12 protein-coding genes and 1 tRNA gene are annotated in these 19,393 nt (G+C 37.8%); 8 read left to right on the top strand and 5 right to left on the bottom strand.

Annotation, left to right across the window (positions count from 1 at the left end):
• Nucleotides 1-71 precede the first annotated feature (71 nt).
• From AC4IFE_RS18240 to AC4IFE_RS18230, 3 genes are all read right to left on the bottom strand, one after another.
• On the bottom strand, nt 72-425 hold the full coding sequence (locus AC4IFE_RS18240) for an Mpo1-like protein (protein ID WP_490758554.1): 354 nt from the start codon (nt 423-425) through the stop codon (nt 72-74).
• Nucleotides 426-553: 128 nt separating this feature from the next.
• Nucleotides 554-2,230, bottom strand: a complete 1,677-nt coding sequence (locus tag AC4IFE_RS18235) for an APC family permease (RefSeq protein WP_490758553.1) — start codon at nt 2,228-2,230, stop codon at nt 554-556.
• A 112-nt stretch (nt 2,231-2,342) separates the two neighbouring features.
• Nucleotides 2,343-4,583: a CocE/NonD family hydrolase gene (locus AC4IFE_RS18230; protein ID WP_490758552.1), complete on the bottom strand. Its 2,241-nt coding sequence runs from the start codon at nt 4,581-4,583 to the stop codon at nt 2,343-2,345.
• Nucleotides 4,584-4,820: 237 nt separating this feature from the next.
• Between AC4IFE_RS18230 and AC4IFE_RS18225 the strand changes: the two genes are divergently transcribed.
• Nucleotides 4,821-7,784 carry a tetratricopeptide repeat protein gene (locus tag AC4IFE_RS18225; RefSeq protein ID WP_490758551.1) on the top strand — a complete coding sequence of 988 codons (2,964 nt, stop codon included), beginning with the start codon at nt 4,821-4,823 and terminating at the stop codon, nt 7,782-7,784.
• 81 nt (nt 7,785-7,865) lie between these two features.
• Nucleotides 7,866-9,635, top strand: coding sequence for a TonB-dependent receptor (locus AC4IFE_RS18220; protein WP_490758550.1), 1,770 nt, complete (start codon nt 7,866-7,868; stop codon nt 9,633-9,635).
• Nucleotides 9,636-9,856: 221 nt separating this feature from the next.
• Here AC4IFE_RS18220 and AC4IFE_RS18215 read toward each other — a convergent pair.
• Both AC4IFE_RS18215 and AC4IFE_RS18210 read right to left on the bottom strand, forming a co-directional pair.
• Nucleotides 9,857-9,928 (bottom strand) — tRNA-Arg (locus AC4IFE_RS18215).
• A gap of 323 nt (nt 9,929-10,251) precedes the next feature.
• A complete protein-coding gene (locus AC4IFE_RS18210) occupies nt 10,252-10,545 on the bottom strand; it encodes a hypothetical protein (RefSeq protein WP_490758549.1) in 294 nt (97 codons plus the stop codon).
• Nucleotides 10,546-10,869: 324 nt separating this feature from the next.
• On the opposite strand from AC4IFE_RS18210, the gene AC4IFE_RS18205 reads away from it, so the two are divergent.
• The 6 genes from AC4IFE_RS18205 to AC4IFE_RS18180 all read left to right on the top strand — a co-directional run bounded on the left by AC4IFE_RS18205 (nt 10,870) and on the right by AC4IFE_RS18180 (nt 19,365).
• Nucleotides 10,870-11,319: an Hsp20/alpha crystallin family protein gene (locus AC4IFE_RS18205; RefSeq protein WP_490758548.1), complete on the top strand. Its 450-nt coding sequence runs from the start codon at nt 10,870-10,872 to the stop codon at nt 11,317-11,319.
• Between the two features lie 469 nt (nt 11,320-11,788).
• A complete protein-coding gene (locus tag AC4IFE_RS18200) occupies nt 11,789-13,708 on the top strand; it encodes a polysaccharide biosynthesis protein (protein ID WP_490758547.1) in 1,920 nt (639 codons plus the stop codon).
• Between the two features lie 320 nt (nt 13,709-14,028).
• On the top strand, nt 14,029-14,736 hold the full coding sequence (locus AC4IFE_RS18195) for a polysaccharide biosynthesis/export family protein (protein ID WP_490758546.1): 708 nt from the start codon (nt 14,029-14,031) through the stop codon (nt 14,734-14,736).
• A 7-nt stretch (nt 14,737-14,743) separates the two neighbouring features.
• Nucleotides 14,744-17,080, top strand: a complete 2,337-nt coding sequence (locus tag AC4IFE_RS18190) for a GumC family protein (RefSeq protein ID WP_490758545.1) — start codon at nt 14,744-14,746, stop codon at nt 17,078-17,080.
• A gap of 2 nt (nt 17,081-17,082) precedes the next feature.
• The gene (locus AC4IFE_RS18185) at nt 17,083-18,051 is read left to right on the top strand and encodes an SDR family oxidoreductase (RefSeq protein WP_490758544.1); all 969 of its coding nucleotides are present in this window, start codon (nt 17,083-17,085) and stop codon (nt 18,049-18,051) included.
• 21 nt (nt 18,052-18,072) lie between these two features.
• Nucleotides 18,073-19,365 carry a nucleotide sugar dehydrogenase gene (locus AC4IFE_RS18180; protein ID WP_490758543.1) on the top strand — a complete coding sequence of 431 codons (1,293 nt, stop codon included), beginning with the start codon at nt 18,073-18,075 and terminating at the stop codon, nt 19,363-19,365.
• The last annotated feature ends 28 nt before the right edge of the window (nt 19,366-19,393 follow it).

The raw sequence follows: 19,393 nt of genomic DNA, 5'->3' as shown, positions 1-19,393 counted from the left end.
AACCAAAGTGCATTTGTAAATTTAGAAATCCACGTGGTAAAAGTTTTTTGACGTGGTTCAATTAAATAATCTTAAATACTTTCAGAATCTCCTGTTTCCTTTGATGCCGGAACTATCCCTCTGAATTTCTGTTTCCCGATTAATAGCTCAAAAAACAACCTGAAATCAGAGATCAATGACCAAAGCGGGTATTTGAAAGTAGCGGGTTTATTTTTTTCTATGACTGCATGGCTGAACCAGGCAAAGCCATAACCAAAGATCGGAATATACCATAGAAACCTTTCTTTCCCTGAACTGATGACATACCAGATCACCACAAATACTAAAAGAGTTCCGATGAAATGAAAGATTCTCGTTCCCGTTTTACTGTGTTCGGTAAGATAAAACTGATAAAATTCTCCGTAGGTTTTTATTCTTTCTGACATGGCAAAATTAGTTTATGATTTCCGTTGAAGCATATGCAATAATTCTGCCGATTTGATGAAAAAATAGAAGGCAAATTTGCTGATCTGCGAATTTGCCTTCTATTATACTTTATTTATGTTGATTATTTTTATACTGTTTCCTTTCTGAGCTTACTGTTTTTATAACCGTAGCAGAAATAGATCACCAGACCCAGAGCAAACCAAAGCCCGAACCAGAACCAGTTCTCATGGCTCATTCCGGTAAGAAGGTATAAACAGGAGCTTAAACCGATTAACGGAATTAAAGAGAAGTTCTTGATAAAGGTAAAGATGCACAGCACCAGGTTGATCAGAATGAAAACAAAGATAGAAGCTTTGAATTCACCTTCTTTAGGATTGCTCCAGTCCATCAGGTTGCTGAAGAATTCAGGTTGCCAGATATAGAAGCCTATTAAACCGCCGATAAAAATAACCGGGAATATGAATTTACCGTTAATATAAGGAAGATGAAATCTGCCTTTGATCTTCTGTTTTGCAGGAAGCATTAAAACTCCGGCGCATACCAGTACGAAAGCGAAGATTGTTCCGATACTTGTGAAATCGAGAATGAAGGTTTTATCTGTAAAAAGAATAGGAACTCCTACCGCAATACCTGTAACAACAGTTGCAAATGAAGGGGTTTTATACTTTGGATGTACAGTTTTGAATTTTTCAGGCATCAGCCCGTCGCGGCTCATCGCATACCAGATTCTTGGCTGTCCCATCTGGAACACCAATAATACAGTAGTAATGGCAACAATAGCTACAAAGGAAACGACAAGTTCCATCCAGGCGACATTGGCATTCGATTTTTCGAATATAAATGAAAGCGGATCTCCGATACCATCAAATTTCCTGTAATCAACCATTCCCGTTAAAACCAGTGTTAAAGCAATATAAATTACCGTACAAAGAACAAGAGAAATGATCATTCCTTTCGGAAGGGTTTTCTGGGGATCTTTGGTCTCTTCGGAAAGGACACTTAATGCATCAAAACCTATATAGGCAAAGAAAACTCCTGAAACTGCACTCATAACTCCTGCAAAACCATTTGGCATGAAGGAGGCTACCTGGGTTTCCGGATTTACGGGCGTCCAGTTATCCGTGTTGATATAAGCAAAGCCTACAAGGATCACCAAAACAATGACCGCAAGTTTTAAAATAACCAAAGAATTATTGAAGTTTTTACTTTCTTTCACCCCAACATAACAAAGCCACGTAATGAGGCCGTTGATCACTAATGCAGGCACATCAACGATGAATTTTAAACTGCCAATCAGTGGGGCAGACTTCCATGCGTTTAAAAGTTCTTTATTCTCAGAACCGTTCTGGAAAGCTTTTCGGGCTTCCGTATAGCTGCAGGTAAGATAATCAGGGATATGCATGCCCAGACGTTCCAGGAAGCTGGTAAAATAATCGGACCAGGAAAAGGCTACATAAATATTTCCGAAAGAATATTCCATGATCAGAGCCCATCCGATTACCCAGGCGATCAGTTCACCGAAACTGGCATAAGCATACGTATAGGCAGAACCGGCTGTAGGAATTCTGCTCGCAAATTCAGCATAGCATAATGCAGTAAAGCCACAGGCAAAACCACAAATCAAATACAGTAGAATCACTCCGGGGCCGCCTCTGAAAACCGCTTCACCTAAACTGCTGAAACTTCCTGCTCCAATAATGGCCGCAATACCAAAAAAAACAATATCCCAAACACCTAAAACCCTTAAAAGGCTTGTAGAAGTATCTGTTTCTGAATAGTTTTTCCTTCTAAAAAGTTGATTCATTCAATATATATTTGAGTTTGAAAAAAAGCAAATGTAATGAATTTTTATTTTGGTGCTGGCTGTAATCATAATATTTCGTTGAAAAGGCTGAGGTTATAAGCCTTAAAGGCCATTATTCTTGATAAATAGGTATTTCCACATAGCTGTCGTTGTGCCATTTTATTTCCAAGGGTTCACCGGAATCCTTTATCGTTTCATCACTTACATCTTTTCCTGTTCCGTAGTTGATCTGCCAGCTTGGGCTTTTGTTGACGCCTACCAACAGAACAAGTCTGCTTCCTTTTTCTATTTTTTTACTGATGAATATTGAATTTTTTATAGGAATCTGTTCTGTTTTACCGGGTTCAAGAAGCTGGCGTAAAGCATTGTCTTTTGCATAGCTCGCTCTTACAATATGGGTTGACAGCAGGAAAGTTTTGCCATCCGGCTGTATCTGGTAAAGATAAGTATCCGTATCAAAATCTTTTTTGTTAATGGTAACATTGAAGAATCCGGCCGGATTTCCGCTGATAATAAGGTCTTTGTCTAACACTTCACTTTCAAAATACACCGAATTTGTGGTTTTTACACTGTCTGTTTTACTTACGGCATGATAAGTGTCTTTTTGATCCCGGTTTTTAAAATCAACCGTTTGCTGAATAAAGCTTTTCTCTGCGGGAGGATTAAAAACGGATGAATTGCCTTTACGATTCTGAAGGTAAAACTTAAGTGTTGAAGTGTGCATTTTTTCAAGAGTAGGAGCATGTTTCCATGTATTGGTATTCATTACCTGAAAGTTAATTCTGTCTTTTAAAAGAGCCGGTTTTTTCCCGTTTTTCAGAATATAATCAAACCATGAAAAGGCCAGGTCATCAATGCTTATTCTGGCTGCAGGATCTATTGGTCTGCCATTAACGAAAGTAAATCCGAAGCTTTGTGCACCGCCATGATCATATGGGCCCATTACAAGATAATGATTGGCATTCTTATTATATTGATGATGAGCCTTAAAGTAGGAGATGGCGCCAATCTGATCATCATCATAATACCCTGTGGTCGTTAAGATAGGAATATTGATGTTCGCAAAATCTTCTTTGTAAGGGACCATTTTTTGCCAGTACTGATCATAACCCGGATGATCCAGCCATCTTTGAAATATCCTGTTAGGCTTGCCACTGATGGTGTCCAAAGCCCTGAATGATCTTCCACTTTTGTACCACGCGGTATTGATAGAATCCCATTTCTTGAAATTATTAAAATCTGCCTCATCAGTAAGCTTATTATTCGTCACATAATTGATCCACTGCAGCATATAGCTCATGAATATATTGTTTTGGGCAGGGTAATCTATTCCAATTCCTACGGCGACCTGCGGAACAATGGTTTTTAAGGCCGGATGCAGTTTTTTTACCGCTGCCCACTGGCTGAAACCTAAATAGCTTCCGCCGATCATTCCTACTTTACCGTTGCTCCAGGGCTGCTTACTTACCCAATCTATCACTTCGTAAATGTCCTGCGATTCGTGCTCGAAAGGGTTGTTTTCATCATTGCTGTTTCTTTTGCCACGCGTATTGACAACAGCTCCTACATAATTATAAACGGCTGCCCGTTTTCCAAAATAGGCATCAAAAGGTCCGGCATAGATATTATTGGTAAGAATAACAGGAAGGGGAGTTGTGTTCGCCTTTTTTCTGACAATAGTGATTGTAAGGGTATTTCCGTTTTTGGTTTTCAGATCCTTTGTCTCGGTAATGAATTTTTCCTGGTCTTTTAATTCCACTAACTTTACAATCTGAGGTTTAGTGCTGGAAAAAATCTTATAATTTAAATAGCTTTTGCATAAAGCAAGAGCCGATGCGTAATCTATACTATCCTTATCTTTCTGTTTATTCAGGGTCTCTTTTAAGAGTTTTCTGGAAGCGGGGATATCCCCATCAACGGCCATACCTATTTTGGTGATCAATTGGTCTGGAAGGCTCTCGTATTTTTTATTGAATGCTTTTTGAAGCGCATCAGGAAAACTTATTTTTTCCTTCTCCTCAATAAGCTTTGCCAGGCTGTAAAATTCATAGGCAATAAATTTGTTTCCGGCCATATTATGGTCTGCAAATTCCTTACGGTAATCTGCTAAAGTGGCGTTGGATTTTTTATAATCTTTAGCAACCAGCTCCAAACGCAGCAAGTTGTCCAAATAAGCAAGTTTATTCGTTTTTTTCAGCTTAAGCATTGGAGCCTGATTGATCAGTTTTGATGCCAACATGGGCATTTGTTTTTCCAGAACTACAGAGTCGGTGACTGCTGTTTTGGGGAAGTACAACTTCTGCGCATGTATCAGATTGACAAATATTAATGCTAAAAGTATCTTAATTTTCATAATATGGTATGTTTTTAGCTGCTGTAGAATCAGAATTAAATCTAAATATTTTTTAATAACTCTACATTAACATCTACTCGGTTTTGATGATACTAAAATAATCATTTTTTTATCATCAGACGGTGAAATGTATTCAATGGGTATTTTGGATTATTAAACCTTTTAAAACTTGCTTAAACAATAAGTTTTTAATATTTTCGTTAACTTATATAGACTAATCTTTTTATCAGAAAAAGAATGAATTCAAAAAAAATCCTTCTCTCAGCTGCCGTGCTTTATTTCGGAACTTCCGAAGCGCAACAGTCACAGTACTTTACACAGAAAGAAAATTACAGATTCAGCCTCGCAGAAAATCTTTATCAGACCAAAATATACAATGCTTCCCAGTTCGAATATGCCAGACAATACTTCTATAATCAGAATTTGTCCAAATCGAGAAAGGAAGCGGCGCAGTTTTTTGATAACGTGATCGGGGTGATTCTGCAGAAAAACCATGCAGAGGAAGGATTAACAGCCTTCATGAAAGAATATCCCAATTCTGCGTATTTTGCTCAGGCTAATCTGCCGCTGGCCGATTATTACCTGGCTAAAAAAGATTTTGAAAAGGCTTTAGAAACGCTCAAAAAAGTGAATCAGTACCAGCTTTCAAAAGAAGAGAATACACAGTATATTCTGAAGCTGGGCTATGCCAAATTCATGATGGGCGATACCAAAGGAGCTACAGATGCCCTGGAAGAAGCCTATAAAACAGCTGATGAGTCTCAGAAAGGAGATATCGCCTATATGCTGGGTCACCTGTATTATTCCAACAGACAGAGTGATAAAGCGTTCCAGTATTTTGATTCTGTAAAAGACCAGCCTAAGTTTTCTAAGCTGGTGCGTCCTTATTATGTACAGATGTACTATAATGACAAGAATTATGATCAGGCGATTACCGAGGGAACCGCCCTCCTGAACGAAGATATTTCTGATTCTTATAAAGCGGAGGTCCATAAGATCATCGGGGAGAGTTATTTCATGAAAAATGACTATACTTCAGCATATCCGCACCTTAAAGACTATTTGAGCGTACAGCAGAACCCTTCCGAAAATGACCTTTACGAAATGGGGTTTGTAGCTGCACAGCTTAAAAAATATGATGAAGCGGTTTCGTATTACAACCAGCTTATCAACAGCAATTCAGCGCTGGCACAGAATGCTTACTATCAGCTGGGAAATGCCTATCTGGCAGTAGACAAAAAGCAGGAAGCTCTTTCGGCTTTCCGTTCTTCCTACCAGATGGATTATGATGCCAAGGTGAAGAAATTGGCGCACGAGCAGTACGCAAAATTAAGCTACGATATCGGAAACCCGTTTGAAAGCCCTTCCGCGGTGATCCAAAATTATATCAACAACAATCAGAATGATGCAAATGCTCCGGAAATGAGATCGCTTCTTGTGAAATCTTATTTATATTCCGGAAACTATAAAGAAACCCTGAATGCGATCGACAGGCTTCAGGATTCCACTCCGGAAATCAATAAAGTGGATCAGGAGGTTTCCTATTTATTGGGAACGGAGGAATTCAACAAAGGAAATTATGATGAAGCTGAAAAATATTTTCTGAGAAGTTTAGGATTCAATATCAATAAAGAATTTTATAACAGAGCATTATATTGGCTGGGACAGGTGTATTACCAGAAAGGAAACTACCCGTCTGCCATTGTTCGTTATGAGAAACTTCTTACCGAAAATTTCCCTGAAAAACAGCAGCTGCCTTATGATTTGGGCTATGCGTATTTCAAGGCTAAAAAATTCGACCAGGCGCAGACTTATTTCAAGCAGTATCTGAGCAACCCGAAACCTGAATTTAAAAATGATGCAGAACTCCGTCTGGCGGATATTCATTATGCCAACAATGATCTGAACGAAGCGATTGCGATTTACGATAAAAATGAAGATGCTACGGACTATACTTTATATCAGAAAGCGATGGCTTTAGGATTTAAAGGCGACACGCAGGCAAAGATTACCAATTTGAAGAATCTTTTATCCAAATATCCGGATTCTGAATATTATGATGATGCTCAGTATGAGATGGGAACGGCTTATGCTGCCCAGGATGATTTTGCCAACTCCAATGATGCTTTTGCCAAAGTGATCAAAACATCTTCGGATAAAGACCTTATTGCGAACGCATCCATTTACAGAGCGCAGAACTATATTGACCAGAACCAAAGCGATAAGGCGCTTTCTGAACTTAAATCTTTGGGAGAGCAGTATAAAAATACAGCGTATGCCGAGAAAATTGTTCAGGCTGCAAAACCTGTTTTCACGAAAAACGGAGATGTTTCCGGATATGAAAGCTTTGCAAAAAGTATCGGGGTGAATGTAGATGCTTCTGAGATCGATGAGATCAATTTGTCTACGGGGAAACAGTATTTTACCAAGAAAGACTACAAGAATGCTATTTCTTATTACGAAAAATACTTAACACAGAATCCTACCGGAGAAGGGCTTTACCAGGCTAAATACGAGCTTGGAGAAAGCTATTATCAGACCAATAATGCTACGAAAGCGCTTCTTGTTCTTCAGGAAGTGGCCTCGGTTCAGAATGATTACCAGGATGATGCACAGACCCGTCTGGCGCAGATCTCTATAGCTCAGGGGAATTCCGCAGAAGCTAAAAAGTATCTTGAAAATCTCAAAAACTCTTCAGATATCAGCATTAAGAACTATGCAAATGTAGAGCTGATGAAGATGTATGCGGATGAGAAAAACTTCTCTCAGGCTGAAAAACTGGCAGATGCAGTAATTGCCAACACGAAAAACTCTGCAGCAATCATTGAAACTGCGAAAGTAATCAAAGCGAGAAGCTTGATGAATTCAGGAAAAGATAAAGATGCGCAGTCAGCTTATACGCCTCTTGAAAAATCATCCAACACATCGGTGGCGGCAGAAGCATTGTATGCCAAAGCTTATTATCAGAATAAAGGAAAGGCATTCAAATCTTCAAACGAGACGATCTTTAAGCTGGCCAATAATTATGCATCCGAAGACTATTGGGGGGCAAAAGCTTTGGTTCTTATGGCTAAAAACTACGTTGGACTGAAAGACAATTACCAGGCAAGCTATACCTGCGATCAGATCATCGAGAATTATAAAGATTTCCCGGAAATTGTAGCGGAAGCAAAAGAGGTTAAAAAGCAGATTAAAAAGTAAATGTACTACTGTATTAATGTACAATGTATTCATGTAAAAATCATTAATGCATTTTACTTAAATACTTAAATACAAAAAATAATGAACAGAAAAATTCAATTATTATCCATATTATTTTTAGGGTTTTCGCAGTTTGCGTTTTCCCAGATCAAGGAGGAAAAACTGATTCTGAATAAGAAGCGGGAGCCGGAAGTGAAGAAGATCGAGAAGAAGAAAACCTCCGTGGAAACGATCAAGAATTATCCGCCGGAAGAGAAATCCCAGAACCCTGTGAAATATACGATTACGGATGTGCCAGCGGTTTCAGATTTCAAAACTTCTACAATTCAGGGACAGGATGTGACTCCGAAATTCGAAGGAACAGCTCAGAATAATTATGTACAGTTCGGAATGGGTAACTTCGGGAAAATCCTTGCAGATGCCAATGTTTCCAAGACTCTTGATAATAAGCTGGAAGTAGGGGCAGATTTCCATTTCCTTTCTACCCTGGGTCTGAAAAAAGAATATGCCTGGGATTCCAAGCAGAGCTCTACGGCGATCGGAGCTTACCTGAATTCATATGGTGAAAAAGGAAAATTCAATCTGAATGCTCAATATGGACTGGATAATAACAGATATTACGGGATCTATGCGCTGGAACCGGCTGCAGATGTAGATTTGAAGCAGAGAGTGAGCCAGTTCAAAGTGAATGGTTATTACGATTTTTATTCCAACGAAATTTTAAATGATGTAAGGGTGAAATCCTCTTTCCTGAAAGATCATTTTGATGCACAGGAGAATCAGGTTTCCATCTTGGCAAATCTTTCCAAGCATGCTGTTGAGATCGGAAAATCAGGAATCAATTTAAATGCGGACTTAGGAGTAGGACTGGAAGCTGTAAAAACGGAATTTGCCATCGTAGATAAAAATTCATCCAACTTCTTTAATACGACCCTGGACCCGAAAGTGACTTTCAGAAAAGGAGATTCTTATTTAATGCTGGGATCTACATTTTCGTTCTTAAATGCCAAGAATTCAAATGACAGGCTTGGCGGTGAAGTCAAAAATAATAAAACGTACTGGTTTCCACAGGCTGAGTTTCAGGTTGCTGCCGCTAAAGAATTCAAATTTTATGGTGGGGTAGACGGAGGTTTAAAGCTCAATACCTTTTCCGATCTCCTACAGGCTAATCCATTCATTGTTTCTGACCAGTTTTTAAAGCCTACAGAGACGCAATATCATTTTTATATAGGACTGAGAGGGGATATCGATGAAACATTCAAGTATGACTTCTCTGCAGGTTATGGAAAGATGAAAGATATTATGTTTTTCCAGGGTAACAACCTTTTCGACAATGTTTATACTTTGAACCGTTCTGCCTATAATTTTGCAAATACATTCTCTGCAATTTATGATGACGGAAACGTAAGTGATATCAAGGGAAGTGTACAGTATTTCCCTCTTGAAAACCTGATTTTAGATGGGGAAGTAAGATTTACAAAATATGATCTGAAAAATTATGAGGATATTTACAACGTTCCTTTAGTCAATGCCAGTATCGGTGCAAAATATACCATGCTGGATAAAAAATTACTGTTAGGATTCAAAGGGATTTTTGCCAGCGACAGAACAACCAATTCTTTTGCCATCGAAGGAGTAGCAAATCCGGATCTGGTTTACCAGTCTACGGAAAACAGAAACGATAAGGTAGGAGGCTATGCAGATTTAAATCTTTCTGCAGAGTACAAATTCCATAAAAATTTCAGTGTTTTTGCCATCGGAAACAATCTTCTTAATTCCAATTACCAGACCTACAAAGGATATAAAGTCTTAGGGGCACAGATTCTTGGAGGCGTGAAGATTACCTTCTAAACCTAAAGAAATATTCAATACAATAAAAGCCTTGCATTTTAAAATGTAAGGCTTTTTTATTTATGAGTTACTACTTTATTCTGTGGCTGTTGAAAATTCAAAAGACCTTTATAATTTAAATTTAAGATGAGTATGCCCAATAAATAATTGACATAAAAGAAAAAAGAGAAAATGCAATTATCTTATTTTCAATAATATACAAATTCTCTTTTTGTTAAAAGTGACCGCAGAAGGATTCGAACCCTCACTGTCGGAGCCGAAATCCGAAGTTCTATCCATTAAACTATGCAGCCGTGTTCATCAGCAGTGAATAACCTTAAAAAACTTATCACTTATGATTTCCGACTGCGAAAATACTGATTTTTTTACAATTTATAAAGTCTGCAAAAGGTTAATTCCAAAATCAGTGCAAGATAAAATATCTTTTACAACAGGGGATCAGCTGAGGTAGAGACAAATAATTAAAGCTCAGTTGTTTAAAAAATAAGGCGTCCTGCAATTTAAATTACAAAATATAAAACCGTTGAAGCAATGTTTCACTTCAACGGATAGCTAGAGTAAATATGTATTGCCCAAAACTAATGGGTAAAACCTTACATGGAATTACAAATACTGTTTATCTGCCGGGGTGTGCACTGTCTGATACTGCTGCATTAACATTACCGGTGCCGTTACCTGTATTGTTATTGCTTGTTTTTCTGCCGCCTATATGAGTCTTTGTATTGATACTGTCTCTACCTGTCATGCTGTCTGCGGAGACGGAAGGTGATGTGGCGGCTGTATCTGGATTAGAATAGGCACTTTGTGTATTGGCTAAATCAGCAGCAGCTGTATTTTTTTCTTCGTTATTTTTTTTACAGGCTAAAGTGATGAAGCTTATAGCCATAATTGATAAGAATAAATTTTTCATAAGTTATATAATGATGGTTAGTGTTCTATTAAATGCTTTAATTATTCAAAATTATATAATTACTCATCAATAGGTCTATGAGTGAGATCATAATACATTAACGGGGAGAATTGCATGATGCTTTACCACAGAAACCAGGACAATGAAGTTTTGCCAATAGCTAAGCCTTAATTGAAATAGAAAAAGTACAAAGTGAAATTTTGTCAGTTTTTCTGCAAAAAAATCACATTTTTCTGCGTGGTATTTTTTTTGATATTTTTCAGGTACAGTTGGCCAGCTGTATGTATATAAAATGATTGTTTAACTTAATTTAAAAGGATTATTATGAATCTTATTAAAAGAAACCCGAATGGCTATTCAGCCTTGCCTGGTCTTTTCGATGATTTTTTTAATCGTGAACTTTTTAACTGGGGAAACAACAATTATTCATCAACCAGTACAACGGTTCCTTCGGTTAATATCAGAGAAAATGAAGATGCTTATGAGGTGCAGATTGCTGCGCCGGGTATGGACAAAAAAGATTTCGAGGTAAAGCTCGATGGAAACCTTTTGACTATTTCATCCTCTAAACAGGATAGCAGCGAAAGTCAGCAGGATAATTTTACCCGCAGGGAGTTCAGCTATCAATCTTTCCAAAGAAGTCTGCAGCTTCCAAAGGATGTGGTCGATCAGGATAATATCAATGCGAAATATGAGAATGGACTGCTTTTACTGACCATTCCTAAGAAAGAGGATGCAAAGCAGAAACCACCGCGGTTGATTGAAATATCTTAAGATAAATTCCAATTGTCATGAAAAGTAAGAAAGAAGGTCTGAACCAGGCCTTCTTTTTATTTGATTACGATAAAGTGGATATAATCCCATTTGATACATTAGAAAGTTTTTTTGAAAAGAATTTGAAATAATTTTTTAATGCTCTGTGTTCCAGGCAAAGACTTTAAAGGCTTTGCTTTTTTTATTTATATAATAATGAAACATTCATATATGAAGAAATTTCATTTTTTTAACATTATGATATTTTAACATATTTAGTTTGAAATTTGAAAAATACTGTGTTGCAATGAGATATGAATGTTGTATGTTTTGCATGGTTAAAATAGGTAATAATTTCAATAAACAATATGTTAAATTAACATATGAGTCTAAATAATGTATTAATAATTAATTATATTTGTTTAAAATTAAAAACCACCAAATGTTGAATTAAATAAAAAAATATAATATTTTTAGGTTTATTTGTAGTATGGGGAATGTTTTTAAAATCAAAGAGTTAAGGTATGTACCTAGGTGGTTAGTTTTTTTTATTGATATTTCAATAGTTTCCTTTTCTGTCTTAACGATCTATCTGTTATTAAAAAAACTGCACGTACAAATTTATTTTGTTGAGTATCTCAATGAAAAAATTTTGACAATTATTGCAGTTAATATTTTATTCATGTTCCTTTTCAAAACGTATGCAGGAATAATAAGATACTCTACTTTTTTTGACTTTTTTAGAATTCTGTGGTCATCGGGCAGTACCTTTATCGTATTGCTGGGACTGAATTTTATGTCAGATATGGTATTGGGGAGACCGCTCTATTTATACCCGGCTCTTTTTTTATTCTTTTTCATTTCCACTCTTCTGATGTTCTTTTTCAGGATGCTTACCAAACAGATTTTCAGCATGGTTATGGATCATAAGTATAAGACGGTTCCATCCAAAATAAGAGTTGCTGTTGTAGGAGTGGGAGGCGAATCTGTATCATTGGCCAATGCAATTATTCATAATCCGGGACACGCTTATCAGCTGGCAGGTTTTTTTAGCGCCAGATCGGATTCTAAAAAGGCAACATTACTGGGGTACAAAATCTGTAATAAAAAAGAACTTCTCAAAAGTCATAGTCTGACTAATCAATTTGATGCGGTTCTAATCCGGGGAACGATGGAGAAGGGAGAAATGGAAGAGTGGATGACGATTGCATTGGATAGGGGATTGAAAGTGTTGAAAGCGCCTTGTCTCAGCAAAATAAAGGAAGATGGTATTGTAGGAGTTTTCAGTCTTCTTCAGATTGAAGATTTACTGGACCGAAGCCCGATAAAAATAGAAAGTGAAGAGGTAAAAAGCCGTCATTATAATAAAAGTATTCTGGTGACCGGAGGCGCCGGGTCTATTGGAAGTGAAATTGTACGGCAGGTTGCTCAGTTGGGTTCATCAATTATTGTAGTTGTGGATCAGGCCGAATCACCTTTACACGAACTGAAGCTTGAGTTGCTGGAAAGATTTCCGAACCAGAAGTTCAAATTTGTATTGGCAGATATTTCGAACCACTACAGACTTGAAAAATTATTTGAAGATTACCGTTTTTCAATAGTGTATCATGCGGCAGCATATAAGCATGTTCCATTAATAGAAGATAATCCGCATGAAGCTATTTTTGTAAATATTGGGGGGACCAGAAACTTAGCTTTGTTATCCAGACAATATCATGTGAGCCGTTTTGTAATGGTATCTACCGATAAAGCTGTGAACCCAACCAATGTAATGGGTGCCTCTAAAAGAGCTGCCGAACTTTTTGTGCAGTCTCTACAAAACACTCCCGATAATACAACAAAATTTATTACAACCCGTTTTGGAAACGTGCTGGGGTCTAACGGTTCTGTAATACCGCATTTCAGGAAGCAGATTGAAAAAGGAGGCCCGGTTACCATTACCCATCCCGATATTATCCGTTATTTTATGACCATACCTGAGGCCTGTGAACTGGTGCTTCAGGCAGGAACAATGGGAAATGGAGGCGAAATTTACGTTTTTGATATGGGCAAACCGGTTAAAATTCTGGATCTGGCGAGGAGGATGATCAAGTTATCAGGATATACGCCGGATGTTGATATTAAAATTGATTTTATAGGATTAAGGCCTGGTGAAAAGTTGTACGAGGAGCTTTTAACGGATAATTCTACAACTATTCCTACCCATCATGAGAAAATCATGATTTCAAGAGATCCATTGATGGAATTTGAAGATATAGAACTCCTGTGCAAGCAGATTATGAGGTCGGCCATAAAAAAAGAAGGTTTGCAGGTCGTTCGGATTCTGAAAATAATTGTGCCGGAATTTATAAGTAATAATTCAGAATTTGAAATTTTAGATAAAACACCGGAACGTGAAGTCTATCAATAACATAGTTTTAATTATGGTGCTGATAAGTGAAAAATAATCAAATATTTTTATTGTTTTATTTCCAATCGGAATGAAAATTGCTACAGAATGAATTGACTTTTAAAATAAGATATTTTGTTTAAAATCATTTCACGTATACGTGAAATTGTATTTAATATATAAAATATACTAATTCTGTCTTTTGTTGTAGAAATATTTAATAAAAATTGCATATTAATCCGAATAGACTTAAATAACATATGAAGAAAACTATTATTACATATATAATACTGTTATCGGCTACTTTGCTATCATGTAAGCCCAAACAGAATATGGTGTATATGTCAAAGCATAATATGGAGGAGGAAGTTAGCAGGGCAAAGTTTCAGGGCTTGCATATTCAGGAAGGAGATGTTCTTCTGATCCTGGTGTCGGCACTTGATGAAATTGCTGTAAAGCCTTTCAACCTTAATACAACCAATAAGGTGGGAAGTGATACCAATACCGGAATAAACCAATATGTACAGCCAAGCGAATATCTAGTGAACGAAGAAGGGTATATTTCTTTCCCTGTATTAGGGAATGTGTATGCTAAAGGAATGACACAGGTACAGCTAAAACAGGATCTGGAGTCGCGTCTGAAGAGATATCTTACCGATCCTATGGTGTCTATTACGCTGAAAAATTTCAATGTAAGTATTTTGGGTGAAGTGAAAGATCCCGGGCAGAAAGAAAGTGTTTCCCAGAAAATTAATGTGTTCCAGGCACTTGGTCTTGCAGGTGATATGACGGACTATGGAGACCGCACGAACGTAAAGCTTATCCGTACAGGGGATGATGGAGTAGACCAGGTAGTCAATATTGACCTTTCCAGATCTGATATTGTAAGCTCACCATACTATTATATGAAGCAAAACGACATATTATATGTACAGCCGGATAAAAACAAGCAGGTTCAGGCAAACACCAATCCGAACAGGGCTCTTACATTCCAGATTATTGGAGCATTATTAACGGCAGGGACACTTATTGTTGCTTTAACAAGATAATAAACATATGCAGCAGACAGAATTTCAGGCAAGGCAAGAAAAATTGAATATCAGGAAAACCATTTCTCAATACCTGTATAAATGGCCATGGTTTATTGCTTCTATGTTAGTCTTTGTAGCAGGTGCCTATATTTATCTCAGATACAGCGTTCCTAAATATCAGTCAAAGACTACCCTTAAATTTGATAAAAAACAAAATGATCTTTCTTCAGCTTTAGCTGATCTTGATAATCTCGGGATAGGGCTTGGCAATGCAGATGAGCTGAAAAGTGAGGCGGCAGTAGTGAACTCGCGGCCTATACTCATGCAGGTGGTGAAAAATCTTAATCTCAATGTAGAATATTTCAGTGCAGGAGAAATTAAAGATTCACAGCTGTTTTCCAAAGCTCCTATAACAGCAAAGATATTAACTTATACCAACGAAAAATTTGTATCCACCCAGTACTCCATATCGGAAATAAAAGGAGATCAGTTTACGCTTCACAGTGAGAAAAAAAAGGATATTACAGGGAAATTCAATATTCCTTTACATCTGGAATTCGGAACGGTGATATTGCAGAAAAATGCTGATATTAAGCCTAAGTCTGAATATAAAATTATTTTTTCGAGTCCTATTGAGAAAGTAAAAAAGCTTGAAAAAGCTATACAGGTAAACATTCCGGATGAAAAGGCCATGCTGATGGAAATTAGCCTGATAGGATCTCTTCCGGAAAAATCAGAGGCTGTTCTGAACGAAGTAACCAAACAGTATAATCTGGATGGACTGAGAGACAAAAATCTGCAGGCCAAGAATACCCAGGAGTTTATTGATAAACGACTGGAAGTGATTACTAAAGACCTTTCCGGAGTGGAAAACCAGAAAGAAGATTTCCAAAACCGTAACCGTATCGTTGATTTGCAGGCACAGGCAGAACTGGCCCTGCAGAATACCAGCGAGAATACTAAAGCTCTTCTTCAGCAGCAGGCACAGCTTGACCTTCTGAACTCCCTTTCAGCAGAAGCTTTAAAAGGCAACAATCAGCTTATGCCGTCCAATCTGGGTCTGAACCCTTCATTGGAACAGTCTATCTCCCAGTATAACCTGCTTATCATCAGCAGAAACAAAACCCTTAAGCAGGCCACCAATGAAAACCCTGCTGTCATAGAGATGAACAGGGAAATTGCTTCTCTGAAAAGCATTATTCGTGACAACATCAATGAACAGAAACAAACGGTACAGACCGGTATCTCCCAGCTTCAAAACCAAATTGCAACCAGCAATAATGTCATAGAAAAAGTTCCGGGACAGTCTAAGGTTTACAGAGGAATAGAACGTCAGCAGAACCTTAAGGAGCAGCTCTTCTTGTTTCTTCTGCAAAAAAGAGAAGAAAACGCAATCAATCTGTCCGTAGAAGTTCCGAAGGCTAAAATTGTAAACCCTGCATTTACAGAAGATACTCCGGTATCACCTAAAAAAGATATTATTTTTCCGGGAGCACTTTTCCTTGGAATGTTGATCCCTTTTGCAGTTTTCTATTTACTGTTCATGCTGGATGACAAAATTTATAACAGAGACGATATTAAAGAACGTTCCGGCTTGGGCGTGCTGGTAGACATTCCGTCACTTAAAGATAATGAGAACCATTTGGTTCAGAAAAACGACTTTTCGGAGCTGGCTGAAGCATTCAGGGTTCTGGTTTCCAACCTTAAATTTGTTTTGCCAACAAAAGATTCTGCCAAGGTAGTTATGGTAACCTCTTCGGTAAAAGGTGAAGGTAATACCCTGGTATCCGTTAATCTTGCTCTTACCATAGCCAATAAAAACGGGAGAGCCCTTCTGATTGGTTCGGATATCCGTAATCCTCAGATCCAGAGGTATGATAGTGAACCTGTAAAAAGAAAGGGTCTTACAGAATATTTATATGATGATTCGGTAAATGTAGAGGACCTTATCCATACATCAACTACCAATCCTTCATGTGATGTGATTTACGCAGGATCTATTCCTCCCAATCCTCAGGAATTACTTTCTAATGGAAGATATCAGAAGCTTATTGAGCAGATGTCTTCTGAGTATGCTTATATTATTATAGACTCCGCACCGCTTATGCTGGTTTCGGATACACTGAGTATTGCAGATGCAGCGGATGCAACATTATATGTAGTAAGGTCCGGAGTATCAAAAAATATATTGATAGATTTTGCCAACGACCTGGTAAGAGACTCTAAACTGAAGAACGTATCTTTTGTTGTTAATGATGTTTCCAGAAGGGCAGGAGGTTATGGATATAACTACAGCTATGGCTATGGCTACAGCCAGACCAAGGAGAAAGACAGCTGGTGGAAGAAAATTTTTAAATCATAGAAATGCATAAAATTTTAATTACAGGAGGAGCGGGTTTTATAGGTTCCAACTTAACGGAATATTTTTTAAATAAAGGGCATTATGTTGTTTGCTTAGATAATTTTGCAACAGGACACCGACATAATATCGAGCCTTTCCTTAACAACCCAAATTATAAGCTGATTGAAGGTGATATCCGTGATTTGGAAGCTTGCCGGAAAGCGGTAGAAAATGTAGATTATATACTGCACCAGGCTGCATTAGGTTCTGTTCCTAGATCAATTAAAGATCCTGCTACAAGTAACGATGTGAATGTTTCAGGATTTTTGAATATGCTGATTGCTGCACGCGATGCCAATGTAAAACGCTTTGTATATGCTGCTTCATCATCTACCTATGGTGATTCTGCATCATTGCCTAAAGTGGAAGATGTGATCGGGAAACCTTTATCACCCTATGCCATCACCAAATATGTCAATGAGCTGTATGCTGATGTGTTTGGAAAAACATACGGAATGCAGTGTATCGGTTTAAGATATTTCAATGTATTTGGTCGCAGACAGGATCCGAACGGAGCATACGCTGCTGTGATTCCCTTGTTTGTAAAACAGTTAATCAACCACGAATCTCCTACCATTAACGGGACCGGAGATTATTCACGTGATTTTACTTATATCGATAATGTCATTCAGATGAATGAACTGGCTATGCTTACAGAGAATCCTGAAGCGGTGAATACAGTTTACAATACAGCAGTAGGTGACCGTACAACACTGAATGACCTGATTGGATACCTTAAAAAATATTTAAGCGAATTCGATGCAAAAATTGCTGATGTTAATGTCATTTACGGTCCGAACCGTGTCGGTGATATCCCGCATTCACTGGCATCCGTTGAAAAAGCAGGAAAATTATTAGGATATCAGCCTACCCATACGATAGAAAAAGGATTGAAAGAAGCTATCAGCTGGTATTGGGAAAATTTAAAATAAACAAGTTTAAATCGAGTTTTTGTGGAAAAACAATATAAAATTGCCGTTATCGGATTAGGATACGTAGGTCTGCCTTTAGCACGATTATTTGCAACCCAGTATCCGGTTGTAGGTTTTGATATCAATCAGAAAAGGATTGAGGAATTAAATACGGGTGTAGACAATACTTTAGAAGTGGAAAACGAAGTGTTGAAAGCCATATTAAAAGAGGAAAACCCTTTTCACCACTCCAATGAAAAAGGATTGTACTGCTCTGCTGATATCAACGATATCCAGGATGCAAACATCTATATTATTACGGTTCCAACACCGGTTGATAAACATAACCGTCCCGATCTTACCCCATTATACAAATCATCGGAAACAGTGGGTAAAGTATTGTCAAAAGGAGATATTGTAATTTATGAATCTACGGTATATCCGGGTGCTACCGAGGAAGAATGTATTCCTGTTCTGGAAAAAGTTTCAGGATTGAAGTTCAATCAGGACTTCTTTGCAGGATATTCCCCGGAGCGTATTAACCCTGGAGATAAAGAGCATACGGTAGAGAAAATCCTGAAGGTTACTTCAGGTTCTACACCGGAAATTGGAAAAGTAGTTGACGCTTTATATAAATCTGTGATCATTGCCGGGACTCATTTGGCTCCGACTATCAAGATTGCGGAAGCAGCTAAAGTTATTGAAAACTCCCAGAGAGATATTAACATCGCTTTTGTAAATGAGCTGGCGAAAATTTTCAATCTTCTGGAAATTGATACCCATGCTGTATTGGAGGCTGCAGGAACCAAATGGAACTTTTTACCTTTCAAACCCGGATTGGTAGGTGGTCACTGCATCGGGGTAGATCCGTATTACCTGGCTCAGAAAGCACAGGAAAACGGTTATCACCCTGAAATTATCCTTGCCGGACGCCGCCTTAACGATTCTATGGGACAGTATGTGGCTTCCCAGCTTGTGAAAACGATGATTAAAAAGAAGATCACGATCAACGGGGCCAGAGTCTTAAACCTGGGAATTACCTTTAAAGAGAACTGCCCGGATGTCCGTAATACCAAAGCGGTAGATGTAATCCGCGGACTTGAAGATTATGCTTTGCACGTTACTACTTTTGATCCATGGGCTAAACCTGAAGAAGTAAAACATGAGTACGACCTTAATGTGATTAATGAGATTCCGGATGAAAAGTTTGATGCAATTATTCTTACTGTTGCTCACAAAGAATTCATGGATATCAACCTGAATCATTATCTGAAGGAAGAAGGGATTATCTATGATGTAAAAGGAATCCTGGAAGAATGTGATTCCAGGCTGTAATAAAAAATAGAGCTGGGAGAAAGGGTAA

Source organism: Chryseobacterium sp. UF-81, from assembly GCF_058245105.1.
This window is presented reverse-complemented; position numbering and strand designations above follow the sequence as displayed.